At 44.9% G+C, this 26,314-nt stretch carries 25 protein-coding genes; 20 read left to right on the top strand and 5 right to left on the bottom strand.

The genetic code is table 11. The features are described from left to right. The first annotated feature begins 242 nt into the window (after positions 1-242). Genes J4N43_RS15110 through J4N43_RS15095 form a run of 4 tightly spaced genes read left to right on the top strand, consistent with a single transcriptional unit; the run spans position 243 to position 2,484 of the window. Positions 243-491: a hypothetical protein gene (locus J4N43_RS15110; RefSeq protein ID WP_005379196.1), complete on the top strand. Its 249-nt coding sequence runs from the start codon at positions 243-245 to the stop codon at positions 489-491. Positions 492-539: 48 nt separating this feature from the next. Next, entirely contained in the window at positions 540-1,052 is a 513-nt protein-coding gene (locus J4N43_RS15105; RefSeq protein ID WP_047103713.1) for a phage holin family protein, read from the top strand. Then, positions 1,042-1,368 carry a hypothetical protein gene (locus J4N43_RS15100; RefSeq protein ID WP_050550070.1) on the top strand — a complete coding sequence of 109 codons (327 nt, stop codon included), beginning with the start codon at positions 1,042-1,044 and terminating at the stop codon, positions 1,366-1,368. The genes J4N43_RS15105 and J4N43_RS15100 overlap by 11 nt, the downstream gene beginning before the upstream one ends. A gap of 45 nt (positions 1,369-1,413) precedes the next feature. After that, on the top strand, positions 1,414-2,484 hold the full coding sequence (locus J4N43_RS15095) for an AI-2E family transporter (RefSeq protein ID WP_005379202.1): 1,071 nt from the start codon (positions 1,414-1,416) through the stop codon (positions 2,482-2,484). A gap of 18 nt (positions 2,485-2,502) precedes the next feature. Here the strand turns inward: J4N43_RS15095 and J4N43_RS15090 are convergent, their stop codons facing one another. Both J4N43_RS15090 and J4N43_RS15085 read right to left on the bottom strand, forming a co-directional pair. Further along, on the bottom strand, positions 2,503-4,950 hold the full coding sequence (locus tag J4N43_RS15090; protein WP_158159534.1) for an EAL domain-containing protein: 2,448 nt from the start codon (positions 4,948-4,950) through the stop codon (positions 2,503-2,505). A 194-nt stretch (positions 4,951-5,144) separates the two neighbouring features. Further along, the gene (locus tag J4N43_RS15085; RefSeq protein ID WP_017635023.1) at positions 5,145-6,050 is read right to left on the bottom strand and encodes a DMT family transporter; all 906 of its coding nucleotides are present in this window, start codon (positions 6,048-6,050) and stop codon (positions 5,145-5,147) included. Between the two features lie 168 nt (positions 6,051-6,218). Here J4N43_RS15085 and rmuC point away from each other — a divergent pair, with 168 nt between their 5' ends. The 7 genes from rmuC to tatC all read left to right on the top strand — a co-directional run bounded on the left by rmuC (position 6,219) and on the right by tatC (position 12,407). Further along, positions 6,219-7,751 carry a DNA recombination protein RmuC gene (rmuC, locus tag J4N43_RS15080; protein ID WP_033905890.1) on the top strand — a complete coding sequence of 511 codons (1,533 nt, stop codon included), beginning with the start codon at positions 6,219-6,221 and terminating at the stop codon, positions 7,749-7,751. A gap of 77 nt (positions 7,752-7,828) precedes the next feature. Beyond that, complete coding sequence (gene ubiE / locus J4N43_RS15075; RefSeq protein WP_005379210.1) at positions 7,829-8,608, top strand: bifunctional demethylmenaquinone methyltransferase/2-methoxy-6-polyprenyl-1,4-benzoquinol methylase UbiE; 780 nt, start codon at positions 7,829-7,831, stop codon at positions 8,606-8,608. 11 nt (positions 8,609-8,619) lie between these two features. Next, the gene (locus tag J4N43_RS15070; protein WP_158159535.1) at positions 8,620-9,255 is read left to right on the top strand and encodes a ubiquinone biosynthesis accessory factor UbiJ; all 636 of its coding nucleotides are present in this window, start codon (positions 8,620-8,622) and stop codon (positions 9,253-9,255) included. Beyond that, entirely contained in the window at positions 9,252-10,886 is a 1,635-nt protein-coding gene (gene ubiB / locus J4N43_RS15065) for a ubiquinone biosynthesis regulatory protein kinase UbiB (protein WP_005379226.1), read from the top strand. Before J4N43_RS15070 ends, ubiB begins: the two co-directional genes overlap by 4 nt. A 52-nt stretch (positions 10,887-10,938) precedes the next feature. Further along, complete coding sequence (tatA, locus tag J4N43_RS15060; RefSeq protein ID WP_005382958.1) at positions 10,939-11,184, top strand: Sec-independent protein translocase subunit TatA; 246 nt, start codon at positions 10,939-10,941, stop codon at positions 11,182-11,184. A gap of 3 nt (positions 11,185-11,187) precedes the next feature. After that, complete coding sequence (tatB, locus tag J4N43_RS15055) at positions 11,188-11,586, top strand: Sec-independent protein translocase protein TatB (RefSeq protein WP_158157092.1); 399 nt, start codon at positions 11,188-11,190, stop codon at positions 11,584-11,586. A 68-nt stretch (positions 11,587-11,654) separates the two neighbouring features. Further along, positions 11,655-12,407 carry a twin-arginine translocase subunit TatC gene (gene tatC, locus J4N43_RS15050; protein ID WP_005379234.1) on the top strand — a complete coding sequence of 251 codons (753 nt, stop codon included), beginning with the start codon at positions 11,655-11,657 and terminating at the stop codon, positions 12,405-12,407. 458 nt (positions 12,408-12,865) lie between these two features. Here tatC and J4N43_RS15045 read toward each other — a convergent pair whose 3' ends face one another. Continuing rightward, positions 12,866-13,627 (bottom strand): TatD family hydrolase, encoded by a 762-nt coding sequence (locus J4N43_RS15045; RefSeq protein ID WP_005379240.1) that lies wholly within the window; start codon positions 13,625-13,627, stop codon positions 12,866-12,868. A gap of 184 nt (positions 13,628-13,811) precedes the next feature. On the opposite strand from J4N43_RS15045, the gene hemB reads away from it, so the two are divergent. From hemB to spfP, 4 genes are all read left to right on the top strand, one after another. Further along, a complete protein-coding gene (gene hemB, locus J4N43_RS15040) occupies positions 13,812-14,873 on the top strand; it encodes a porphobilinogen synthase (protein ID WP_031777176.1) in 1,062 nt (353 codons plus the stop codon). A 127-nt stretch (positions 14,874-15,000) separates the two neighbouring features. After that, positions 15,001-15,435 (top strand): GNAT family N-acetyltransferase, encoded by a 435-nt coding sequence (locus tag J4N43_RS15035; RefSeq protein WP_005379245.1) that lies wholly within the window; start codon positions 15,001-15,003, stop codon positions 15,433-15,435. 619 nt (positions 15,436-16,054) lie between these two features. Next, positions 16,055-18,841 carry a DNA polymerase I gene (polA, locus tag J4N43_RS15030; RefSeq protein WP_252094120.1) on the top strand — a complete coding sequence of 929 codons (2,787 nt, stop codon included), beginning with the start codon at positions 16,055-16,057 and terminating at the stop codon, positions 18,839-18,841. Positions 18,842-19,034: 193 nt separating this feature from the next. Further along, entirely contained in the window at positions 19,035-19,082 is a 48-nt protein-coding gene (gene spfP, locus J4N43_RS24650; RefSeq protein WP_438356636.1) for a small protein SpfP, read from the top strand. Positions 19,083-19,588: 506 nt separating this feature from the next. Here the strand turns inward: spfP and yihA are convergent. Continuing rightward, entirely contained in the window at positions 19,589-20,248 is a 660-nt protein-coding gene (yihA, locus tag J4N43_RS15025) for a ribosome biogenesis GTP-binding protein YihA/YsxC (RefSeq protein WP_017635019.1), read from the bottom strand. Positions 20,249-20,407: 159 nt separating this feature from the next. Between yihA and J4N43_RS15020 the strand changes: the two genes are divergently transcribed. The 5 genes from J4N43_RS15020 (at position 20,408) to hemN (ending at position 25,116) form a co-directional block, all read left to right on the top strand. Then, the gene (locus J4N43_RS15020; RefSeq protein WP_005379248.1) at positions 20,408-21,025 is read left to right on the top strand and encodes a c-type cytochrome; all 618 of its coding nucleotides are present in this window, start codon (positions 20,408-20,410) and stop codon (positions 21,023-21,025) included. A gap of 838 nt (positions 21,026-21,863) precedes the next feature. Continuing rightward, positions 21,864-22,502: a class I SAM-dependent methyltransferase gene (locus J4N43_RS15015; protein ID WP_005379250.1), complete on the top strand. Its 639-nt coding sequence runs from the start codon at positions 21,864-21,866 to the stop codon at positions 22,500-22,502. Then, positions 22,502-23,044, top strand: a complete 543-nt coding sequence (gene yihI, locus J4N43_RS15010) for a Der GTPase-activating protein YihI (protein ID WP_005379252.1) — start codon at positions 22,502-22,504, stop codon at positions 23,042-23,044. Before J4N43_RS15015 ends, yihI begins: the two co-directional genes overlap by 1 nt. Before the next feature lie 7 nt (positions 23,045-23,051). Then, positions 23,052-23,540, top strand: a complete 489-nt coding sequence (locus tag J4N43_RS15005; RefSeq protein ID WP_005379254.1) for a DUF2489 domain-containing protein — start codon at positions 23,052-23,054, stop codon at positions 23,538-23,540. 184 nt (positions 23,541-23,724) lie between these two features. Further along, entirely contained in the window at positions 23,725-25,116 is a 1,392-nt protein-coding gene (gene hemN / locus J4N43_RS15000; protein WP_158159536.1) for an oxygen-independent coproporphyrinogen III oxidase, read from the top strand. Positions 25,117-25,185: 69 nt separating this feature from the next. On the opposite strand, the gene add is transcribed toward hemN, so the two are convergent. Continuing rightward, positions 25,186-26,190, bottom strand: coding sequence for an adenosine deaminase (add, locus tag J4N43_RS14995; RefSeq protein ID WP_005382965.1), 1,005 nt, complete (start codon positions 26,188-26,190; stop codon positions 25,186-25,188). Positions 26,191-26,314: the final 124 nt, after the last annotated feature.

Below are 26,314 nucleotides of genomic sequence, written 5' to 3'. Positions count from 1 at the left end.
TAATATCTTGTTTTGCAATAACTTGCTAACAGTCGGTAAGGCGCTAAGAAAAAATTACAAGAATGGCGGGGAAAGCCTGGAAAGAATTACACGTACAGATACGGCTTTTTATCGAAATAAAAATAAAATCAATAAAAAACAATAACTTAAAATTCTGGCATGGATATGGCTTTGTAGGGAGTAAGTGAGGTCAAACATTGTTTCACTTGATTCACTATTCAACTCATTAATGGAGGCTAGTTATGGCTACTACAAAAGAAAGCACAGTAAAACCTCAAGAGCAGTTAGAAGAAGCATATCACTTAGCGGAACAAGCCACGACGGAAGCCGTTGGCGCGATGAAAGACCAAGCCAAAGAGAAGCTGGATGTCGGTGCGCAGCAAGTTCAGCAGGCGACTAAGTCGGCAGAAAATGTAATCAAGGAGCGCCCATTGCTGAGCATAGGCTGCGCCTTCCTTGCTGGTTGGGCGGTTTCGAAGCTGATCAAATAATAGTGGTCACCAAGGATTAAGCCACACAACAGAAAGGCGAGGCTTCACATGAATAACTCAGGGCAAGTTACCAATCAGCAATCAGGCTCGGCGGCTTCAGACAGCGGCCGAGCCCCTGATGGGGCAGAAGAACAGGATATCCAACAAACCATTAATGGTTTGAGCAGCATTCTTGCGCAATTGGACCAACTGACGACATCGCTAAAAGCATGGTCAGGTTCAACGTTGGATTTGTTCCTCTTGGAGATGAAAGTTAACGTGTCCGCAGTGCGTCAGATTTTGCTGTGTACCGTTGTTTTTACCCTATTGTCGGTATTGTTCGTATTCAGTTTGTGCCTTGCCTCTGGGGTGGTGGCTTATCAGTTAACTGCCAACGTGTATGTTGCCGTGGGTGTATTTATCACATCATTAGGCTTGGCATTATTTGCTTTAGCCTGGTGGCAGAAGCGTTTAGTTGGATTTCTTGGATTCAAAAATACGACAGAACAATTACAGGAGGGGTGGGATGCGCTCGCTACAAAAGCTCAATCGAGCCATGCGGATCAAGCGGATGGAAGGTAAAGCGTCTCTAGAGCAATGCTGTTTGTCGATGGAAATGTTCACGTTTACCACCAAGAAGTTTGTGAGAGAAAACCCTTGGACGACATTAGGCATTAGTGCTGTCGTTGCCGTTACCGCAGCAAAAGCAGGTCGATTGTCTCGACTGACTTCTTCTATTTCGTCAATGGGGCTATTGGTTAGCAGCGTGTCTGATATTGCCGATTCGCTCACAAAGCCGGTCGCGGCAGCTTCTCTGGATGAGTCAGATGCGGAGCAAAATGGAAATGCAGCAACACAAGTAAGCAACGCTGCGACGACAGAGGGCGAACCACTCTAATAGCGGATTTCACCGCAAAATTTTCTTACCGATTCTGAGCTTATTATGACAGCGAAATTGAACATTCCTGCCAACACTGCGATTGGTGCAACGCTTCTCGTCCTGTTACTCGTCCCAGGGCTGTATTTTGCCAAGCCAATATTGTTACCTATTGTGCTTAGCACCTTTATTTCTCTGCTGTGCAGTCCTTTCATTAATTATCTTGAAGACAAAGGCTTACCACGTGCTATTACCGTCGTGTTGACGCTGTCATTCCTCGTTGGCGCTTCAATTATTGGTCTTGCCGCCATGTCGGAGCCCGCCAAGCAATGGTGGTCTGAGCTGCCCAGTATCGTGAAAAATGTGTCGCAAGAAGTAAGCGAAGTTACTAAAGCTTCGGCTGATCACCTTAATACTCCATTGAATATCGCCAACGATATGAGTATGGATGAGGTCGGGAACAACACCGTATTTTCTTTGGTAAAAACGCTCGCGACCACTACGCCGACGATTTTGACACAAGCGATGATCGTGCTGTTTATGGTTTACTTTATGCTCAATCATGGACGAAGCTTATTTCGAAAGTCAGTGTCTTACTTACATGGGTTCGCCAAACAGCGCCAAGCGATTGAGTTGGTCAAAGCGCTACAGAAAGACCTATCTCGATACATTGGCACCATCACTTTAGTGAATGCTGGGCTGGGGTTGAGTGTCGGGGCCGTGTTTTTTGTTCTAGGCCTTGAAGATCCATTTCTATGGGGCGCATTTGCAGGCGTGATGAATTTTGCGCCGTACCTCGGCCCTGTCATATCCATGGTGAGCTTTGGCTTTGTTGCTTATCTTCAGTTGGAGTCGGTCAGTTTTATGCTGACGGTGGTGTCTATCTATTTACTGCTCAATTTGATTGAAAGTCAGTTTGTTACACCAACACTATTGGGGAAAAGGTTTAACTTAAACCCGTTAGTGATTTTTGTTTGGCTTGTTTTTTGGGGCTGGCTTTGGGGCGGAATGGGACTATTGATCGGTGTGCCGTTACTGGTTTGTATCAATATTTTGGTTGATCGCCTAGAGCTATGCCAATCAACCCAAAATCAAGCAAAGCAAATCACCTCCGCGGACGTGGCACCGCGAGAGTGACTTGAGGGTCAAGCTGGTTCAACGAAACAGTTTTCCAGCGCTCACTGGCTGACTAAATAAATATCCCTGACCATAAATACAGCCTTTTTCGAATAAGTAATCGGCTTGTTCCCGAGTTTCTATCCCTTCCGCGACGACTTTCAACGACAGCGTTTTTCCCATGGCAATAATGGCATTCACAATCGCGTTGCTGTCGCTATTACTTGGGACATCACTGACAAATGAGCGGTCAATTTTCAGTTTGTTGATTGGCAAACCTTTCAAGTAAGACAAAGACGAATAGCCAGTTCCAAAGTCATCCAGAGAAATCTCAATACCCAGCTCTCGTAATTGATTTAACGATGCAATGGCTTGTTGAGGGTCGATCAGTAAAAAGCTCTCTGTGATCTCCAAATCTAACCGTTGGGCAGGGTATCCGGTGTTATCGAGGATAGTACTTAATCGCTGAATGAAATTTGACTGCTGAAGCTGCAACGCAGAAACATTGACGGCGATTTTGCCAAACTCGATGCCCTGGTCTAGCCAAGCATTACCTTGCAAACAAGCTTGTTGTAACACCCACTCACCAATGCTTTGAATCAGCCCTGTTTTTTCTGCAATTGGAATAAAGTCTGCTGGTGGTACAAGGCCAAACTCTGGATGCTGCCAGCGTAATAAAGCTTCCACGCCGACAATCGTATTTTGTTCCAAATTGTATTGCGGTTGGAATTCTAACCGGAGTTGTTGTTTTTCTATTGCTTGATGCAAAGCGGATTGAATGCGTACATGGGATACGGATTTATCGGTCAAATCCGGTGAGTAAAACGCGTAGCCGTTGCGTCCATTTTTCTTCGCTAAGTACATCGCGGTGTCTGCGTTTTTCAGTAAGGTTTCACTGTCTTGACCGTCTCTTGGGTACAAGGCAATACCAATACTGGTCGAGACACGAAGTGAGTCGTGATTTGCCAAGTCGAATGGTTGCTGGAATACGCTTAGAATATCGCCGACGGTTTCCAGTAAGGCAACATCACTATGGATGTCTGGCAAAATAATCACAAATTCATCGCCGCCAATGCGAGCCACATGCGCATTGAGGTGAAGCACATCTTGCAGACGAATCGCTAACTTAGACAGCAATTGGTCACCACAGAAATGGCCCATGCTATCGTTGATGTGTTTGAAATGGTCGATATCTAAGAATAGGGTGGCAAACGTCTGCTGGTTTTTGTGTCCGGTTTCGATGTGTTGCTCAAGTAAGCTGAGTAAATGGGTTCGATTAGGTAGATTGGTTAATGGATCGTAAAAAGCCATGCGTTGTAGCTTTTCTTCGTGTGCCTTACGCACAGAGATATCTTCAAACACACAAATGTAGTTAATAAGGTGGTTTTTGTCGTCCATTACGGCGCTAATGGTCGCTAATTGCGGATAAATACTGCCATCTTTCTTTCTGTTGATGAATTCGCCTTTCCATTGGCCTTTGTTTTCGAGTTGATGCCACAACTGTTGATAGAAACCTTGATCATGATGGCCTGAGCGCAGAATTCGTGGGTTTTTTCCTATCACCTCTTCAGAGCGGTAACCTGTAATTTGGGTAAAAGCCGTGTTTACATCAATGATGTTGGCATTGCGGTCTGTAATGACCATGCCTTCTTGCGAATTGTTGAAAATTTGGGACGCTAAGGAGAGCTGCGTTTCTACCATTTTTCGGCGGGTGATGTTACGTGTCATCCCCAGAATGCCGATTAAGTTTCCCGCATGATCACGGACAGGAGACTTAATGGTTTCTAGCCAAGTGGGGTTATTGTTTTCATCAATTTGACGGCATTCTTCAACAATATTTTGCGTGCCCGTGGCTACCACCAATTTATCGGCATCAATGAATTTTTCCGCACGTTCATGGCTAAACAGAGCAAAATCGTCTTTTCCAATGATTTCACTGTTGGTTTTTTGCCACGCATTTTCTACGCTTCGGTTGGTCATCGAATAAAGACCATCCATGCCTTTTATCCATACGTGGTCTTCAAGGCAGTCGATAAACTCTTGTAGTGTTGGTGTTGGCTTTATTTCCGCGCTTTGATGTCGCGTTTGTTCTTGCTGACAGTGCAAGTTGATATCAAAGCTGATCCGCCCCGCCATTGCGCTTAGCCATGCCGAAACAGCCGTTGATTGATCATTAGGGTGAGTCAGTGTCAGTACGGCAAGCAATTCGCCATTAGGTAGCCAAACTGGTCCAATGCTCAAGGTTTGCTCTTCAAAGGGGGTATGGCTAACTGTAAAATCTGTCGGCGTAAAGTGATCGACAACTTGCGTTATCACATCGATGATAGCACGATGATTTTGGGTTGAGGTGGACACCTCAGTCGATAGCCACTGCTGAGTATCGCTCAGAGTATAAAGCTGTCCCTGAGCTTGAGTTACATTACAGCATTGTCGCAGAACGTGTTGCCAGTCTGCCATCAAAGGCGAAGGAATAGCGAAGCGAAACATAATTAATAACGAGTCCTAAATCGCCCAAAGGTAATTATATTAGAATCTAGCGTAAGCTATTGGGCTTTGTGAATATCGTATCCAACGCGTAGCTAAATCCTAGCAGCGTAAAGTGCTTTCTATCATTAAAATGTTATCTATATCTCTTTTTTATCCAACTTATTGCATCGTTTTTTAGGGCTTTTGATAGGTGATTAAGAAGCGTTTACCGCTTTGGTTTTCTTGCCCCATGAGACTTGCTGAATGACTAAGCCACTGATGATCAATACCAGGCCAATCAAGGTTGAAGGATGAATTTCTTCGCCGATGATGGTAGCTAACAACATGAGTGAGATAAATGGAGAAGCAAAGATCAGATTACTGATACGCGCGGTGTTTTGCGTTGATTTGAGTGCGCTCAGCCACAAAACGAAAGTGATCCCCATTTCAAACAGTCCGACATACGTCACCGCTGCCCAGCCTTTAGCTGAGATCATCTGCCAGTTCGCACCTTCATAAAGACTTAAACCAATGGCGAATGGAATAGCGACCAAAAAGCCGAGCAGAACGCCAACCACAGGGTCGGCCTTATTTTTGGTATTTAAAATCCAGTAACCGGCCCACAGCAGTGTTGATAGCAGCGCAAGACCAACACCCAACGGGCTCTCAAACTCCATGCCTAAAAGATTGCCTTGCGTGGCAATCACTATCACGCCGACATAACTAAAACCGCAAGCCAGCCAGTCCTTACCACGGATCTTTTGTCCTAAGAAAACAGCGGCCATTAGCGTTAAGGTGATGGCCCAGCTGTAGTTGATCGCTTGAGCCTGAGATGCGGGCAGCAAGTCATATGCTTTGAACAGAATAACGTAATACGCCAAAGGGTTAATCAACCCAAGCAGTAGGTAATACCAAGGGTTTGAGAAAAATGTAGCGCTTAACTGGCCCAGTTTACCTTGCACACCACAGATTACTGTTAGTGCAATCGCAGAGACGATGCTGGCAATGCATAGCATTTGAATCGGCGTAAATTCTGCCAGCGTGAGTTTAAATGCGGTTGCAACGGTAGACCAAAGTAATACTGCTGAGAGCCCAAATCCTAGGGCGCGACGCTCGTTCATGATGCCTCTGCGTGATGATGTGCCGCTCGGTTTGGATAATTTGAGCGGAAGAAAGAATATTATAGGAAGGCCTAGTGTATGCGAGGATTTTTCATCCAACAAACTGGACATTTATCCAGTGTCTAAATACCATTGTTATAGATACAAAACACAGGCTAACTCGCTATTATGCAATGGATTCTTGAGTACCAATCTCTCATTCTCTCTTCTCTTTGTGCTGCCACGCTTAGTGGTGTCGCTGCCGGTTGGTGGGTGAAACAGCGTTTTATCACCCAAACTCAGCTTCTCGAGCAACAACTTTTTTCAGAAAAACAGCTTCATCAACAGCAACTTGAACAGGTCAAGCAAAGCCTTGCCGATGCTCAGCAAGAGTTGGATGAATTAGATGATGAGCGCGATAAAGCCGCGTTTGAAGTGCGTCAAACGCACGGAAAGCTGATGGCAGCTATGGAAAAACTGCGTTACTTCGAGGCCGTAAAGCAAGAGCGCCAGCAATACTTTGATGAGCTTGGTCAAATGCGTGAACACAAATCACGTCTAGAAACGCAACTGCGTGAACAGCAAGCTCGCCATGAGCAAATTAACCAAGCCAATGCAGAAAAACTGCAAATTTTAGAACAAGCGGAAGCACGCTTGAAACAACAATTTGAGCACTTGGCAAATCAACTGTTTGAAGAAAAAACCGCGAAGGTCGATTTGCAAAACCGTCAGAGTTTAGAAGGCTTGTTGTCACCGCTTAGAGAACAGTTAGAAGGGTTCAAAAAGCACGTTAATGACAGCTTTAGCCAAGAAGCTAAAGAGCGCCATACCTTAGTGCATGAGCTGAAAAACCTGCAACGTTTGAACGAGCAAATGACGCGCGAAGCGGTTAATTTGACCCAAGCGTTGAAAGGGGACAACAAACAGCAAGGTAACTGGGGCGAAGTGGTGCTCGCTAGGGTACTTGCCGAGTCTGGCTTACGTGAAGGGCACGAATATCAGACTCAGGTGAACTTACAAAATGAAGCAGGCAAGCGTTACCAACCTGATGTCATTGTGCATCTCCCACAGAACAAACAAGTGGTTGTGGATTCTAAAATGGCGCTGGTTGCCTATGAGCGCTACTTCAACGCTGAAACTGATGCTGAGCGCGATCAGGCTTTGAATGCGCACTTAGCTGCTCTACGTGCACATATCAAAGGGTTAAGCATGAAGGACTACCACAAACTCAAAGGTATTCAGAGTTTGGACTATGTACTGATGTTTATTCCGGTTGAGCCGGCGTTCCAAGTCGCGATTCAAGCCGATCCAAGTTTGATCAAAGACGCGATGGAGCAAAACATCATTTTGGTGAGCCCAACAACGTTGCTGGTGGCACTGCGCACCATTGATAATCTATGGCGCAATGAACGCCAAAATGAAAACGCCAAAATGATTGCGCAGCGTGCGACAAAACTCTACGACAAATTACGATTGTTTGTAGACGACATGGAGGGGCTCGGCGGTGCGCTGGATAAGGCGAATCAAAGCTATCAAGGTGCGATGAACAAGCTTGCCACAGGGCGCGGAAATGTGATTCGCCAAGCCGAAAGCTTTAAACACTTGGGAGTTGAAATTAAACGACCGATTTCTTCCGACCTCGCGCAGTTAGCGCAGAGTGATGCATTTTCAGAAAATGACCCGTTAGTAGAAAGACATCCGGCTGAGGATAAAGTAAACTAATCGCCCGCAGTGCAGTGGGCGATTTTATTTGTCAACAAACGCCCCGTAGAGGAAAGCGCTGCCTAAGAGGAATTAGAATGACGGACACAAGTTTGCAATCCAATACAGCGTTAGAGAATGAAACCACTCACTTTGGTTTCTCTACAGTGGCAAAAGACGAAAAAGTGACTAAGGTTGCCGAAGTATTCCACTCCGTGGCAACAAAATACGACATCATGAATGACCTGATGTCAGGTGGTATTCACCGCCTTTGGAAGCGCTTCACTATCGATTGTAGTGGCGCTCGCCCTGGCCAACGTATTCTTGACCTAGGTGGTGGTACGGGGGATTTGACGGCGAAATTCTCGCGCATTGTTGGCGATGAAGGCCATGTCATCCTTGCCGATATCAATAACTCAATGCTTAACGTTGGTCGCGATAAACTGCGTGACAACGGTATTGTGGGTAACGTGCATTACGTTCAAGCCAACGCAGAAGAACTGCCGTTCCCAGATGATTATTTTGATGTCATCACCATCAGTTTTTGTTTGCGTAATGTGACTGACAAAGACAAAGCGCTTCGTTCAATGTTCCGCGTACTGAAGCCAGGCGGCCGCCTATTGGTGTTGGAATTTTCAAAACCAGTGCTAGAGCCGTTATCTAAAGTATACGATGCATATTCATTCCACTTGTTGCCGAGAATCGGTGAGCTAGTTGCGAATGACTCAGAGAGTTACCGCTACCTAGCGGAGTCAATCCGTATGCATCCAGACCAAGAAACGCTGGAAGGCATGATGCAAGACGCAGGTTTTGAAAACACCAAATACTACAACTTAACTGGTGGTATTGTGGCTTTGCATCGCGGTTATAAATTCTAAGGGTTAACGGCATGCCATTTGAACCACTTATCACCGCTGTGATTGAAACGTCACTGAATACACTGATCAAAGACGACCCTGCATTGGGCCGTCGTTTAGCGCGTCTAAAAGGTCAAGTTATTCAAGTTCACCTGAAAGAGATCAATAAAACACTGACATTCGTTTTTAGTCAGCAAATTGATGTGCTCGGTCATTACGAAGGGCAGCCTAACTGCTATCTATCGCTCAACTTGAGTGTGTTACCAGAGCTGCGCGATCAGGCCAACATCACTCGTCTTATTAAACAAGATAAACTTGAACTTGAAGGCGATATTCAATTGGCGCAGAAATTCTCTCAGTTGATGGTGGATTGCAAACCAGATGTTGAAGAGTGGTTGTCTCGCGTGACTGGCGATGTCGCCGCACATACCTTTGTGCAAGGTTCAAAAAACATCGGCAACTTTCTTGCGTCTCAAGCAGAAAAACACCAACGTCATCTTGCGCAAGTAGTGACTGAAGAATGGAGACTGGCTCCCGCTCCGTTAGAAGTGGCCTATTTCTGCGACCAAGTTGATGAGGTTCGCAGCCAGGCTTCTCGCATTGAAGCTCGTTTAACGGCTTTGCTGAATAAGCTGGATGCAGATAAGCCTGCATTGGAGAAACCATGACGCCAGCAGAACTAAAGCGCTTATACCACATCGCCAAAGTACAACTGGAATACGGCTTAGATGAGCTGCTTCCCGATCACCAACTGACCAAAGCGCCGCTTTTACTGCGCAAAAGCTTGTTTTGGATTAAGAACAAGCACCCAGAAAAACCACTCGGTGAACGTCTGCGTTTAGCACTGCAAGAGCTGGGGCCGGTTTGGATTAAGTTCGGTCAGATGATGTCGACGCGCCGTGACTTATTTCCTCCGCATATCGCTGATCCCCTAGCTTTACTTCAAGACCAAGTCGCGCCTTTTGATGGCGAGTTGGCAAAAAAGCAGATGGAGCAAGCATTAGGTGGTCCGTTAGAAAAATGGTTTACCGAGTTTGATATCAAACCACTGGCGTCTGCGTCGATTGCTCAAGTACATACTGCGCGCATAAAAGACACTAACCAAGAAGTGGTATTAAAGGTTATCCGCCCAGATATTCGCCCAGTCATTGATTCAGATCTAAAACTGATGCACCGAATGGCGCGTATAGTCGCCGGAGCGATGCCTGAAGCACGTCGTTTAAAACCAGTTGAAGTCGTGCGTGAGTACGAGAAAACCCTGCTTGATGAACTCGACTTGCGACGTGAGGCGGCGAATGCCATTCAGTTGCGCCGCAACTTTGAGGGCAGCGAAGAATTGTATGTTCCTGAAGTTTTTCCCGACTTCAGTAATGAAACTGTCATGGTTTCTGAGCGAATATATGGCATTCAAGTCTCTGATATTGAAGGCTTGAAAGCAAATGGCACCAATATGAAATTGCTCGCGGAACGCGGTGTGAGTGTGTTCTTCACTCAGGTGTTCCGAGACAGCTTTTTCCATGCCGATATGCATCCGGGTAATGTGTTCGTCAAACCCGAACATCCAGAGAACCCAATGTGGATAGGGCTAGATTGCGGAATCGTTGGTACACTTAATAGCGAAGACAAGCGTTATCTGGCGGAAAACTTCCTGGCGTTTTTCAATCGTGACTACCGCCGAGTGGCGGAGTTACATGTGGATTCAGGGTGGGTGCCTGCGGATACCAATGTCGATGAGTTTGAGTTCGCGATTCGCATTGTGTGTGAGCCTATTTTTGCTAAGCCATTGTGCGAAATCTCCTTTGGTCATGTGTTGTTGAATTTGTTCAACACGGCACGTCGATTCAATATGGAGGTTCAGCCACAGCTTGTACTGTTGCAAAAAACGCTGTTGTACGTGGAAGGGCTTGGTAGGCAGCTATATCCTCAACTTGATTTGTGGGAGACCGCAAAACCGTTCCTGGAGGAATGGATGATGAATCAAGTTGGGCCGCAAGCTCTAGTGAATGCGATTAAAGACCGCGCACCATTTTGGGCAGAGAAATTACCTGAACTGCCAGAGCTACTTTACGATAGCCTGAAACAAGGTAAAGCGATGAATCAACGTATGGATCAGCTTTATCAAGGGTATCGCCAGAGCAAGCGCCAGCAGGCGACAGGAAAGTTTTTGTTTGGCGTTGGCGCGACTTTAGTCGTATGCTCGGCAATATTGGTGAACGATGCTTTTGAGCAGCTTTCGTTGGCCTGCGGTATCGCAGGTGTCACATTTTGGCTGCTTAGTTGGCGAGCTTATCGTCAATAGACGTTAAACTCTTGAAATATTTTTGTTTGTTTAAAGACCCGAGGTAAAGAGAATGGGTGGTATCAGTGTTTGGCAACTTCTAATCATTGCTGTAATTGTTGTATTGCTATTCGGAACAAAGAAACTACGCGGTATCGGTGGCGATCTGGGTGGTGCCGTTAAGGGCTTCAAAAAAGCGATGAGCGAAGATGAACCTGCGAAAAATGACAAAGACGCAGACTTCGAACCAAAAAGTCTAGAAGAGCAGCAGAAAAAAGAAGCTGCTCCTGAAACGAAAAAAGACAAAGAGCAGGCGTAAAACGTGTTTGATATCGGTTTTTGGGAACTGGTATTAATATCTGTTGTTGGTCTGGTCGTTCTTGGGCCGGAGCGTTTGCCTCATGCTATTCGCAGCGTGTCTCGCTTTATCGGTGCCGCTAAGAGTATGGCAAATAGCGTCAAAGACGAATTGTCACACGAGCTGAAAGTCCAAGAGCTGCAAGAAAACTTGCGCAAAGCAGAACAAATGGGGATGGATGATTTGTCCCCTGAGTTGAAATCTTCAGTTGAAGAGTTGAAGAAGGCAGCGCAATCTGTAAATCGTCCTTACGCAAAGAACATCGATTCAGAGGCTGAGCCTGTAAAAACAGAGCCAGCAGCAGAAAAGGTAGAGAAAGCGCAAGAGAGCAAGGTTACAGCGGCAGATAAGAAAGCCGAATAGTCTCATTAGGAGGAGCTACTAGTGATTGGTAGCTCCTTTTTGATCTGGTTTTTAATAAGAGGTTTGCCATGTCTACCGTCGAGCAGACACAACCTTTAATTAGTCATTTGTTGGAGCTTCGCAACCGACTACTGCGTTCAATCCTCGCAGTGTTGGTCGTGTTTGTTGGACTAATTTATTTCTCTAACCACATTTACGAGTTTGTTTCCGCACCTTTAGTAGAACGTCTACCTGAAGGCGCGACCATGATTGCTACGGATGTAGCGTCACCTTTTTTTACGCCACTTAAGCTGACGTTAATTGCTTCGGTATTTATTGCGGTGCCGTTTATCTTGTATCAAGTGTGGGCATTTGTAGCGCCAGGTTTGTACAAGCATGAACGTCGATTGATCATGCCACTGCTGTTCTCTAGTTCGCTATTGTTCTACTGTGGAGTGGCATTTGCCTACTTCGTGGTATTTCCATTGGTGTTTGGCTTCTTTACCGCCATCTCTCTTGGTGGAGTAGAGTTTGCAACTGATATCTCGAGTTATCTCGACTTTGTGCTGGCGCTATTTATGGCGTTTGGTATCGCATTCGAGGTGCCTGTTGCGATTATTTTGTTGTGTTGGACTGGGGCCACTACACCAGAAGATTTAAGACAGAAACGTCCTTATATTATAGTGGCTGCGTTTGTCGTAGGTATGGTGTTAACGCCACCAGACATGATCTCGCAAACCTTACTCGCTATTCCGATGTGTTTACTGTTTGAAGTCGGTTTGTTCTTCGCGCGTTTTTATACTCGTCGAAGCGAAGAAGTAGAAGCGGAAACCGAAGAATAAGGCTAATCTAGATGTGAAAAGCGGCTCAATTGAGCCGCTTTTTTTGCGGTTGGTTTTTTCTTGGGCTAATTACTTAACTTTCATGACGTAACCACATTTTGTGCATACGTATACTTCCTTGATGCCCAGCAGCTTTTGAAAAAAACTGCGCGGTACGCGTTGTAAGTAAGCACCATGTGTACACACTTCAACTTCCATATTCATGCTGTTTTACATTTGTGCTAATTAATGGGCGTAAATCAGTATAGAAAAATAATGTGTCGAGTTGTCGACAGTTTTGCAAAGCGGACGAAGTAAAGTGACGATATGAGAAGTAAGTAGAGTTGCTAGTTAATTATTATGTTTATCAATAATTTTGTATGGATTGTTCTACTATTTCAACGGGTTGAATCGTTCATTCAATAGTTTAGGTGATAAAAAAGCGACGTTGATTTCGTCGCTTTTTCAATTCTCGTGAATTAAATATTAAACAGCTTTTTGGCATTCTCAGTCGTTATGGCATCGATGGTTGCGATGTCGACATCACGCAAGTCGGCAACACGTTGTGCAACGAGAGAAGTGTAGGCTGGTTCATTACGTTTACCACGGTGTGGCACCGGCGCTAAATATGGACAGTCGGTTTCTAAAATGACCCACTGCATATCCAAATGTGGAATGACTTTATCCATCCCGCCATTCTTAAAGGTTGATACGCCACCCAAGCCTAAGTGGAAGCCTAGCTCATTGATTGCTTGTGCTTCTTCTAAGCTGCCTCCAAAACAGTGGAATACACCACGCAGACGACCATCTTGCTCTTGTCGTAGCAAAGTGAGTGTTTCTTCAATCGAATCACGAGTGTGGATAACGACCGGTAAATCCATCTCTTTTGCCCAGTTAAGTTGAGCTACGAACGCCATTTCTTGCTCAGCACGATAGGTTTTGTCCCAATACAGGTCGATACCGATTTCGCCCACCGCAATAAACTTGTGTTTCTCAAACCAGCCGCGGATGATCTCCAACGTTTGCTCAACGTTGTTATCCACATAGCAAGGGTGCAGCCCCATCATTGAGTGGCATACGTCAGGATATGCCGCTTCGGTTTTTAGCATGGGCTCAATTGAGTCCAGATCGATGTTTGGCAACAGGATTTTATTAATGCCTTGCGTTAAGGCGCGTTGTACTACTTCATCGCGGTCGTTATCAAATTCGCTAGCATAGATGTGCGCGTGGGTATCGATCATCGTTACTCTCTGTGCTTCATGGTTGGTTTCGTATTCGAAGTATACTTGAGTGTGAGTGCTGGGTCATTTTCAGTTTTTTTCATTACCTTTTTCCAGATTGTCACTCGCAACATGCATCAAGAGTGATATGATTTTGTTCACCAGATGATTTGATCATCATAACCGTCCAGACAAGGAGAAAATGGTGTCTGTATCAATTCAAGGTCCATTCCCTGCACGCCGTATGCGTCGTTTACGTAAGCACGATTTTAGTCGTCGTTTGATGGCTGAGAACCAACTTTCTGTTAATGATCTGATTTACCCAATGTTCATTCTTATGGGTAAAGATCGTCGTGAGAGCGTGGAGTCCATGCCGGGTGTAGAGCGTTTGTCGATTGATTTAATGCTAGAAGAAGCACAATACCTTGCAAATCTAGGCGTTCCAGCAATCGCGCTTTTCCCTGTCGTAAACCAAGACGCTAAAAGCTTATGTGCTACTGAAGCCTACAACCCAGAAGGTTTGGTTCAGCGAGCAGTACGAGCACTTAAAGAACACATTCCTCAAATTGGTGTAATCACAGACGTGGCACTCGACCCATTCACGACACATGGCCAAGACGGCATCATCGATGAAGATGGCTACGTAATGAATGATGAAACCACAGAAGTATTGGTTAAGCAGGCTTTGTCTCATGCAGAAGCGGGTGCTGACGTAGTCGCGCCTTCAGACATGATGGATGGCCGAATTGGTAAGATCCGCGAAGCATTAGAAAACGCGGGCTACATTCATACTCAAATCATGGCTTACTCGGCTAAGTACGCATCGAACTACTACGGACCATTCCGTGATGCGGTTGGCTCTTCTTCAAATCTAAAAGGCGGCAACAAGAAAAACTACCAAATGGACCCAGCAAACATTGATGAAGCGATTCACGAAGTGGCGCTAGACATCAATGAAGGTGCGGACATGGTGATGGTTAAACCTGGTATGCCATACTTAGATGTAGTTCGCCGAGTAAAAACTGAACTTCAAGTACCGACATTTGCTTATCAAGTCTCTGGCGAGTACGCGATGCATAAAGCGGCGATCATGAATGGCTGGCTCAAAGAGCGTGAAATTGTGATGGAATCACTATTGTGCTTCAAACGTGCAGGTGCAGATGGCATCTTAACGTACTTTGCGAAAGACGTTGCTGAGTGGTTGGCAGAAGAGAATGCACAAACTGCTCAACACCTAAATCGTACTCCGGAAGCGACAGAAGAGTAATTATCGCTCAGTGAGAAATACCAGACCAACAAGAGTTGTTCGTCTGTATATACCCAAGTAACCTCAGGCGGATTACAACAGTAACAATCCAAGGTGCTTGGGTATTTTTATTTTGGAGAAGAGAATAATGACAATGCTGATTCGTGAAGGCACATTGGAAGAAGCACTTCAAGTTGTGGCGCGTGTTACCGAGTTTTCGAAAGGAGAAACGGTAGACTCCATGACTCAACGTTTAGAAGAGAAAAACAGTTTAATCCTCGTTGCAGAAAAAAATGGCACGATTGTCGGCTTCAAAATAGGTTACGAATTAGAGGATGGTGTTTTCTATAGCTGGTTAGGTGGTGTTGTCCCTGAAGCTCGAAATGAAGGCGTGGCACAACTGCTTTTGGAAGCTCAAGAGGATTGGGTGGCAGAACAAGGCTACAACACATTAAAAGTGAAATCTCGAAACCAGTTTCCGGCTATGCTTCGCTTGTTATTGAGAAATGGCTATATAATTGAAAAATTTGAAGAAAAAGTAAATCTTCGAGAATCTCGAGTGCATTTCATTAAAGCAATGTGAAAATAAATGAGATTTTTTCTCATTTAACTGTTGACTACGAAATGAGAATCATTATTATTAAACCTGTCTTAGGGAATGAGGAAAGTTCACAAGGACGTTGAGTGACTTATTAACAGAAGTTAATTAACTGAAAGTTGAGAAGTGATGAAACATTTTTCCGAGAACTTGCACGAATTCTTTTTGACACGACATTGCTCACATTGCTTCCAGTGTAATTTATAGCTTCTTGGTTAAGCTGCTCTATTTACAGAATTTGCTTTACCACTTCTGCTAGGCGACCCCATTCGGGTCGCTTTTTTCTTTTCTACGATTTCTATTTGACGTCACTATTAATATCTTTTCCACATGCGATGATCATTTTAGGATCGTTGATCTTCTCGCCGTTATGCGAATTTGTTGTTATTAATCAATGGTTTGGGTTGGTGTTTTCTTGTGTTTTTTGTTATTGGATAACCAGTGGATAATTTCTATAAACAGAGTTATCCACAGGAGGTGGTGTTTTCGTGAATAAAGTCGGAAAAATTTACGCGACCTAGATCGAGCGAACAAGATAGATTCAGATCAGCAGTCATGGCATCCTAGGCAGATCTCTCAAGTACTGAATTGGATACAGACAATTATGGCAAGTATTCCTGAAAATCCGTTGATCCTTATCGACGGCTCTTCTTACCTATATCGCGCTTTTCACGCCTACCCGGGCACCATGAGCAATGGTGAAATTCCAACTAATGCCGTTTACGGCGTCGTGAACATGTTACGCAGCATGATGCGTCAGTTTGCGTCTGAGCGCATCGCGGTGGTTTTCGATGCAAAGGGAAAAACCTTTCGTGATGATATGTATGCAGAATACAAAGCGAATCGTCCGCCAATGCCGGATGACCTGCGTTGTCAAATTGAACCATTACACAATGTTATTCGTGCAATGGGTTTGCCGCTGATCTGTGTTCCTGGCGTCGAGGCGGATGACGTCATCGGTACGTTAGCATACCAAGCATCACAAAAGGGCATGCCTGTATTGATCAGTACTGGTGATAAAGACATGGCGCAGCTAGTGGATGATAACATTACCTTGATCAACACCATGACGAACGTCGTAATGGATCGTGAAGGTGTGGTTGAAAAGTTTGGCATTCCACCTGAGTTGATCATCGACTACTTAGCACTGATGGGCGATAAAGTAGATAACATTCCTGGTGTACCGGGTGTCGGTGATAAAACAGCGACCGCACTACTGCAAGGTATTGGTGGTCTGACGAAGTTGTATGAAAACCTCGATAATATTGCAGGGCTTGGTTTCCGTGGTTCTAAAACCATGGCGAAAAAGCTCATCGACAACAAAGAAAATGCCATGCTTTCGTATGAGCTCGCGACCATCAAATTGGATGTTGAGCTTGAGGAAACGCCAGAATCATTGCTGAAAGCGGAACCAAATAAAGACGAATTAGTGAAGCTGTATGGCCAACTGACGTTTAAATCTTGGTTGAATGAACTACTTGAAGGCGGTTCTGGATCTGTGGAGGCCGTAGAGCTTGCAGGATCTTCACAAGCTTCTTCTTCTCAAGCCGAGATGGAAACTTCTGCGGTAACAATCGATCGCAGCCAATATGAAACAATTCTGGATAAAGAAACCTTCAATGCTTGGCTAGATAAACTTCAAACGGCTGAGCTGTTTGCATTTGATACGGAGACCGATAACCTAGATTACATGCTAGCGAATCTAGTTGGTTTGTCATTCGCTGTCGATGAAGGTATTGCGGCTTATGTGCCAGTTGCACATGACTATTTAGATGCGCCTGAACAGCTTGATCGTGATTGGGTACTAGAACAGCTGAAGCCAATTCTTGAAGATGCAGCGAAAGCAAAAGTCGGTCAAAACTTAAAGTATGATGCGTCTGTACTCGCTCGTTACGACATTGAGCTAAAAGGTATCAAGCACGACACGATGTTGGAATCGTACATCTACAACAGTGTCGGCGGTAAACACGATATGGACAGCTTGGCGCTTCGCTTCCTACAGCACAGCTGCATTTCTTTTGAGCAAATTGCAGGTAAAGGCAAAAATCAGCTTACGTTTAATCAAATCGAACTGGAACAAGCATCGCCATACGCGGCAGAAGATGCGGATGTGACCCTTCGTCTGCACAATCGCTTGTTTGCTAATATCGAGCAGGATGAAAGCCTGAAGACAGTTTACGAAGAGATTGAAATGCCGTTGGTGCCAGTTCTTTCGCGCATTGAACGCACTGGGGTCTTTATTGATGAAATGAAGCTGAGTGCGCAGTCGGTCGAGATTACCGCTCGCCTTGATGAGCTTGAAAAGAAAGCGTACGAAATTGCTGAGCAAGAGTTTAATATGAACTCGCCAAAGCAATTACAAGCCATCCTATTTGAAAAAATGGGTTTACCGGTTGTGAAGAAAACGCCATCAGGTACACCATCGACGAATGAAGAAGTTCTGCAAGAACTCGCACTAGACTACCCACTACCAAAACTGATTTTGGAATACCGTGGTCTGGCGAAGCTAAAATCAACTTACACCGACAAACTGCCGAAGATGATCAACCCATCAACGGGTCGCGTGCATACTTCTTACCACCAAGCAGTGACTGCAACGGGTCGTCTATCTTCTACTGATCCGAACTTACAGAACATTCCAATTCGTAACGAAGCTGGCCGTCGTATTCGTCAAGCGTTTGTCGCGCCATCAGGGCATAAAATCTTAGCGGTCGACTACTCGCAAATCGAACTGCGCATCATGGCGCACCTTTCTGGCGACCAAGCTTTATTGAATGCCTTCCGTGATGGCAAAGATATCCACGCGGCAACCGCAGCAGAAATCATGGGTGTTTCTATTGAGGACGTTTCAAGTGAGCAACGTCGTCGTGCGAAAGCGGTTAATTTCGGTCTTATTTACGGCATGAGTGCGTTTGGTTTGGCGAAGCAATTAGGCATTCCTCGTGGTGAGGCTCAAGCGTACATGGATACATACTTTGAACGTTACCCAGGCGTGATGCAGTACATGGAAGACACACGCAGCACGGCAGCAGATAAAGGGTATGTTGAAACGATTTTTGGTCGACGTTTGCATTTGCCAGAAATCAAATCGCGCAACGGGATGCGTCGTAAAGCTGCTGAACGTGCGGCAATCAACGCACCAATGCAAGGTACGGCAGCGGACATCATTAAGAAAGCGATGCTGTTGGTTGATCAGTGGATTCAGGAAGAAGGCAATGGTCGTGTGAAGTTATTAATGCAAGTACACGATGAATTGGTCTTTGAAGTTGAAGAGTCATCATTGTCCGAAATTGAAAGTAAAGTACAGAAATTGATGGAATCTGCAGCAGAGATAAAAGTACCGTTGGTTGCAGAAGCAGGTCACGGTGATAACTGGGATCAAGCTCATTAGTCACTTTTAGACCAAAATAACCAATTAATTATGAGCCAGCGCACAAACGCTGGCTTTTTTTTGAGATTAAAAAAGCTAGCGCAAAGTTAACTTTGATGTTGCTTAATAAAAATTTCATGAAAAAAAACTACAAAAATTCTTTGCAATTCTGACCAATTGTTGTACATTAATACTCGTAGGGTACAGAGGTAAGATGTTCTATCTTTCAGACCTTTTGTTTCACGTTATTGGATTAGGCTGATTCAGCCGCCCCAGTCAGTTTTTGACTGGGGCGTTTTTTATTGGGCGAAAGAAAATTATTCTTTTGGATCAGCAGCTTAAAGTTAGCCTTCAAAAACCTTCTTTTTTGACCTTTCTAAGTCACTGCAAAATCTCGATTTTTCCTTCAAATTTATTGCGTTATTCATCCTGTAAATTTACGCCAGTCACACTATTATTTTTTCTTGAAAGAAACTAAGTTACATCTTTTTGAAGATTTGCTTGGCTTAACTGTCTGAATTGTAACGCTATTGGGTGTTTTTGGAGTGAATGTTTGGTGATACACAGGAAACAAGAGCGCTTTTTAACCTATTGAAATCGAATCTCAGTTCAGCAATGCTTCGTCACATAACAATAATTACCAATTTTTCTCTCCCGTTATCCCTGCCAGGAAGGCGGGGATTTTTATTGCCTGTTATTTAGTTCAGATAAACAAAAGCCCCACCAAATGGCAGGGCCGTGTCGAAGAAATTTAACAAATATTGTTAATTATTCTTCATCGCTCGCTGGTATCTCTTGTTCGTCTTCTTCTATCAGGTGTGCTAGTGCTGGTGCAAACCAGGTATCCAGTTTTGCACGTAGCTGATCGACACCTAATCCTTTCAGTGAAGAGAACACATCAACAGAAACGTCACCACCGAAAGTTTCTACTTGCTTACGAACTTTCAGTAGAGTTTGTTTGCGTGCACCACTTTTTAGTTTATCTGCTTTGGTTAGCAAAACTTGCACAGGAATGTGGCTATCGATGGCCCAGAAAATCATTTGTTGGTCGAGATCTTTCATTGGATGACGAATGTCCATTAGAACCACTAAGCCTTTTAGGCACTCGCGTTTCTGTAGGTATTCACCCAAAGATTTCTGCCATTTGTTTTTCATCTCTACCGGTACTTGAGCAAAACCGTATCCAGGTAGATCGACAATGTGACAACCTTCTTCTACTTTGAAAAGGTTGATTAATTGCGTACGACCAGGTGTCTTTGATGTCTTGGCTAAGCTTTTTTGATTAGTTAGACGGTTAAGTGCACTCGATTTACCAGCGTTTGAGCGTCCTGCAAACGCAATTTCGACACCTTCGTCTTCCGGCAAGTGACGAATATCGGGTGCGCTGGTGATGAAATGCGTATTTTGGTAATGAATTTTTACGCTCACTGTTAACTCCATCTCGACTTTGTGTAGTCGATTGATTACTTTTTTGTGAAAATGTGTAAAATAACCGTGCTCGGCATAAGGTCGCCTATTGTACCATGAGTGTACGCGGTATGTTCACATTCCGTGGTACTGGAAGCTTGATAATTATAATGGAATGTCATGAAGAAATTAGCGCTAATTTTGAGTCTTTTAGCCAGTTGCTCAGTATGGGCCCAAGGTAATATTGAGGCTGGTAAAGCAAAATCACAAACCTGTGTCGCCTGTCACGGAGCAGATGGCAACAGTGCAATAACAACGTACCCGAAACTCGCAGGCCAACACGCTAAGTATCTTGAGAAGCAGTTAAAAGAACTTAAGCTAGGCATGACAAGTGGTGGTAAACAAGGTCGTTACGATCCTGTAATGAGTGGTATGGCAATGCCACTGAGCGATGAAGATATCGCAGACCTATCTGCTTACTACGCTTCGCTACCAGTTTCAGAAAACTCAACACCTGAAGATGTAGTAGCAAAAGGCAAAACGCTTTATACCGCTGGTGATGCCGAGCGTGGCCTAACCGCATGTATTGCATGTCATGGTCCTCGTGGCAATGGTACTGAGCTTTCAGGTTTCCCGAAAATTTCTGGTCAGCATGCTGACTACATCAAAGCTCAGCTAGAAAAATTCCGTGATGGCGACCGTGGTAATGATATGAATGCCATGATGCGCGACATCGCGAAGAAAATGACAGACGAAGATATCGAAGTGCTGTCTAAATACGTTGGCGGTCTGCACTAATATACCTAAATCGCTCAAGAACCTGCATCTTGAGCTGGTTGGGTAGATGTCCCTACATCGTTCGAGCAACTTGTACAAAAATGCCCTAGTGAATCCACTAGGGCATTTTTGTTCGTGACAGATATCACAGTCGAGTTTGGATGCGAAAGCGATAGTTGGCTCGGCAGTTTGTGAGACATTTGCCATACTTGATGTTGGCTTTTTCTTGTTAGTGTTTTTAAGTTTTTGATTAAATGATAATTTTGATTTTTTAGAAAAATAGGCGGATTATTTTTTCAACCTATTACTTGTGAGCATAACGGGATGGCGTAAAGTAGAAGTCGTTCACAGGGAGTGAATGTAAGGATTTAAGACCACGGTTTAGGTCTCCAAGGATGTAGCTCGGATGCTTGGTGATTTAGAAAGGGATTTAGATAGGTAGGGAGCCTATCAGATAAGGATGGTCATCTCGTCTGACGGTTAAGACAGTGAAACGGATCAGGCACAGGAAGTTGCTCAGTAGACAGGAAGTAAACGGATAGCCAAAACTCATCAGGAAGATGAAAAACAACTCTTTTTGGCAGGGAAAGCTCTAAAAACAAAGGGATCATTGGTGCACCAAATGTGTGCAACACAGTTTCGCCAATTGATGGCACTTAGAAAGCGACAGTCTGACTGTCGCTTTTTTTATATCCGTTGACTTGCTCAGTCGTAACTTGAATTGAGATTACTGCACTTATTTAGCTTTATAGGTTGTAAACAAAGTTTTTTAATAAAAATTGCTGAAAAAATACTCAACAACACTCCAATCCGAGTTCACTTTCTGGTATGTTTCGCATCCCTGTTTGAGGAAGTCAGCATGCATACCTGTCCTTTATGCCAAAATCAGCGCACTCACCATTATTTTGAAGATAAGCGTCGTGAATATCTTCAATGTGAGCAGTGCAGCTTGGTATTCGTAAATCCAGACCAACGTTTGGATGCGGAAAGCGAAAAAGCTCACTATGATTTGCATGAGAACAACCCCGATGATTTGGGTTACCGACGCTTTTTGTCGCGTATTGCTGACCCGATCACAGAGCGAATTTCTCCACAATCAAATGGTATCGACTTTGGTTGTGGTCCTGGCCCAACGCTCTCCTTGATGCTGGAAGAGGCGGGGCACAACATGGCGTTGTACGATCTCTACTACCACCCTGATACGTCGGTTTTAGAAAAAACGTACGACTTCATGACAGCAACAGAGGTGATAGAGCACCTCTACCACCCAGATTTGGTGTGGAAGCAATGGTTGAATTTAGTTAAGCCAGGGGGCTGGATAGGCCTGATGACGAAAATGGTCATCGACGTGGAGGCTTTCAAATCATGGCATTATAAGAACGATCTCACTCACGTAGTGTTCTTTAGTCGTGACACGTTCCAGTTCCTAGCAGAGCGGGATAAGCTCGAACTCGAATTTATTGGTAATGATGTAATTTTACTGAGGAAACCCCAGTAATGAGCCGTAGTAAAAAATCTAGAAAACCGGGTGCCGCTGGTGCACCTGAGTTTGTTGTAACTCGTAACCGTACAGAATCTGATGTGGAAGGCCGCTTACGCAAGCGTGCTAAAAAGCGTAAAGGTCTGAAAACGGGTAACCGTAACTCAGAAGTTAACGAGCAGAAAAAGCAAGCTGCTGCACAAAATCGCGACCCGCGCTTAGGCAGCAAAAAGAAAATACCTCTGATTGTTGAACCTGCGAAGAAAATGACGAAGCAAGAGCGTCGTTTGTCGGCAGAGCAAGAACTAGAGATGCTAGAAAATGACGCGCAATTGAACGTGTTGCTAGACCGTATTGAAGCGGGTGAAAACCTGGGCACAGGTCTACAGAAATTCGTCGATGAGAAACTCGATCGCATTGAGAAGCTAATGGACCAACTAGGTTTGTTGGAACCTGAAGAAGAGGAAGACTTCACTGCACCTGCTGAGAAAAGCACGCGCAACGATGATGACTTGCTGGCAGATTTCGACGACATTAATTTCGACGACTATAAAGGATAATTAAGCTATGAATGTAACCTTATTAGCTATTGCTGGTGTTGTGATTATCATCGCACTCGCTTCTTATGCAGGTTACCTTCTGCTTCAATTGAAAAAGCAAAAGGAATTGCAGCTGAAGCATCAAAAATTGGCGATAGACAAACGTAACGCCAACATTTTTGAGAATGTGCATACCTTGTGTCAGGCGGGCATTCAAGGGCAGTGCGATTTATCTGAAATCAGTATCCGTGTGTATAACATCATGGATTATGTACAAGGTGAAGACCGCGTTGATTTCGATAAAACGTACCCTGCGATTTCTGAGCTTTACCACATAGTGAAAGATATGGCGCGTGGCGAAGAACGCCAACAACTTGCCAAGAAAGAGCGTATGCAACAGAACTTGACGCGTCATAAAGCGGAAAGCCGCCTCACTGATGCGATTATTGAGGAGCTCAAAGTGTTGCAGAAAAACGTCCAGCCACTGAATAATCAAATCAATATTCAGATGATTTAAGCGCGACCCCCAATAGTCTCCTTATGGCTAATGGGGGTATCGTGATCACGCTAGCACTTCTTTAGTTTTATACTTAAAAAGCCAGTCGGCGTTGCCACGCTTGTCATCGTCGTATGGCAAAATAGCGGCTCTGAATATCGGGTGACGGCTTTCGTTGCCCTAGCATTTAACGGAAAGTACCACCATGTCGAATCAACACACTGAATCGAAACAGCAAATAGTCTGGGATCAAGCGGTATTGGATAAGTACAACTATTCCGGGCCTCGTTATACGTCGTACCCAACGGCGCTGGAGTTTCATGAAGCGTTCACCATTTCTGATTATGATATGGCATGCACTCAATACCCAGAACGCCCATTATCGCTGTACGTACACATTCCGTTCTGTCACAAGCTTTGTTACTACTGTGGATGTAATAAAGTCATTACGCGCCACTCGCACAAAGCGGATGAATACCTCGACGTGCTTGAACACGAAATTCGTCAACGTGCTGCATTACTTGTTGGTCGCACCGTGACGCAATTGCATTTTGGTGGTGGTACACCGACGTTTCTCTCTGAAAAGCAAATCACGCGTGTAATGAGCCTGCTACGCCAAGAGTTTACTTTTAGTAGCGATGCTGAAATCAGTATCGAGGTTGACCCGCGTGAAATCGAGCTGATCATGCTGGATCATCTGCGTAGTGAAGGCTTCAATCGCTTGAGCATCGGTGTTCAGGACTTCAACAAAGAAGTGCAAAAACTGGTGAATCGTGAGCAAGATGAAGAGTTCATCGTTGCGATGGTTGCGCGCGCAAAAGAGTTAGGCTTTCGTTCGACGAACCTAGATTTGATTTACGGTTTACCGAAGCAGACCAAAGAATCTTTTGCCAAGACTCTAGAACAAGTGCTAGAGATGCAGCCGGGCCGTCTATCCGTGTTTAACTACGCGCACATGCCACAGCTATTTGCAGCGCAGCGTAAGATTAAAGACGAAGACCTGCCAAAGGCAGAAGAGAAGATGGCGATTCTGCAAGACACCATCGCGACACTGACCGGTGCTGGCTACCAATTTATCGGTATGGACCACTTTGCTTTGCCGGACGATGAACTTGCTGTTGCCCAGCGCGAAGGTATTTTGCATCGCAATTTCCAAGGCTACACCACACAAGGTGAATGTGACTTGGTTGGCTTTGGTGTTTCTGCAATCTCGATGATCGGCGATGCGTACGCGCAAAACCAGAAAGAGCTGAAGAAATACTACGCTCAAGTCAACGAACTTCGTCACGCTCTATGGAAAGGGGTCTCTCTGGACTCCGATGATTTGCTCCGTCGTGAAGTGATTAAGCAGCTGATTTGTAACTTCAAGTTAGACAAGAAAGCCATTGAGTCTGAGTTTAAAGTGAAGTTTGATCAGTACTTTAAAGAAGACTTACAGCTACTTCAGACCTTCATCAACGATGAGCTGGTGGAAGTGGATGACAATGAAATTCGTGTGACGCTGCGAGGTCGTTTGCTGATCCGTAATATTTGTATGAGCTTCGATAAGTACCTGCGAGCAAAGGCACGTCAGCAACAATTCTCTCGTGTTATTTAATCAGAGATACAGATTCAAGATATAAAAAATGCCAGCAGATGCTGGCATTTTTTTATGTTTTCGCTGGATTTAAGCGCGATCTTTTACTTTTTCTCTCAGTTCCGATTTTTCTGCTTCTGAAAGGAACGCAATCTCAAGGCCATTGATTTGCGCTTGGCGAATCTGGTCTTGGCTCAGGCCAGCGGCTGGTGCCGCTACTTCGTATTCGTATGGCAGTTCGATGCCTTCAACCGCTGGATCGTCAGTGTTCAAACACGCAAGAACGCCATGCTCTAGGAACTGCTTGAGAGGGTGGTTTTCTAGCGTTTCTACCGTACTTGTTTGGTAGTTTGACGTCAGGCAAGATTCAATACCAATGCGGTTTTCTGCTAGGTAATCCATCAGTTTTGGATCGTGAATCGCTTTTACGCCGTGACCGATACGAGTTGCGCCCAGCTCATTGATTGCTTGCCACATGCTCTCTGCACCTGCTGCTTCACCAGCATGGACCGTTACCCCAAGGCCAGCATCGCGTACTTGCTTGAAGTGAGACACAAAGCGATCACCCGGTTGGCCTAGCTCGTCCCCCGCAAGGTCGACGGCAACGATGTGATCTTTCTGGCTCAGAATGCCGTCCAGTTCTTGTTGACATGCGTCAGTGCCAAATGTGCGACTCATGATACCGATCAGGTTGGCTTTCACGCCAAAATCGCGCATACCCGCTTGCACACCGTCCACGACGGCTTCAACAACCCCCGCTACTGGTAGTTTGTGTTTCATCGCCATGTAGTAAGGAGAGAAACGCAGCTCTGCGTAATCGATTTGTGCGTTTAGCGCGTCTTCTACGTTTTCGTACGCGACACGACGACATGCATCTAGATCGCCCAGGACAGCAACACCCCAGTCGAGCTTAGAAAGGAAAGCAACAAGAGAGGGTTCCGCTTCGACAATTTGAACGTGAGGAGTGAGAGACTCAATATCGTACGCTGGTAGGGCAATGCCAAACTTTTGGCCTAGCTCAAGAATCGTTTTAGTACGAATGTTACCGTCGAGGTGACGGTGCAAATCAGTAAGAGGAAGGTTCTTCGTTATCATTTTGTCGATCCGGATAGTTATGAACTGGAACAGGGCCCAAACATCATCTGTGACAATACATGGGTAAGATTTGCAGTTAAGTATAAATAACAGTTGGGTAGATTGTCAGTAGAGGATGACTAGG

The organism is Vibrio sp. SCSIO 43009 (assembly GCF_023716525.1).
Taxonomy (GTDB): Bacteria; Pseudomonadota; Gammaproteobacteria; order Enterobacterales; family Vibrionaceae; genus Vibrio; species Vibrio alginolyticus.
Note: the sequence above shows the minus strand (reverse complement) of the source record. Positions and strands in the feature narration are given on the sequence as shown.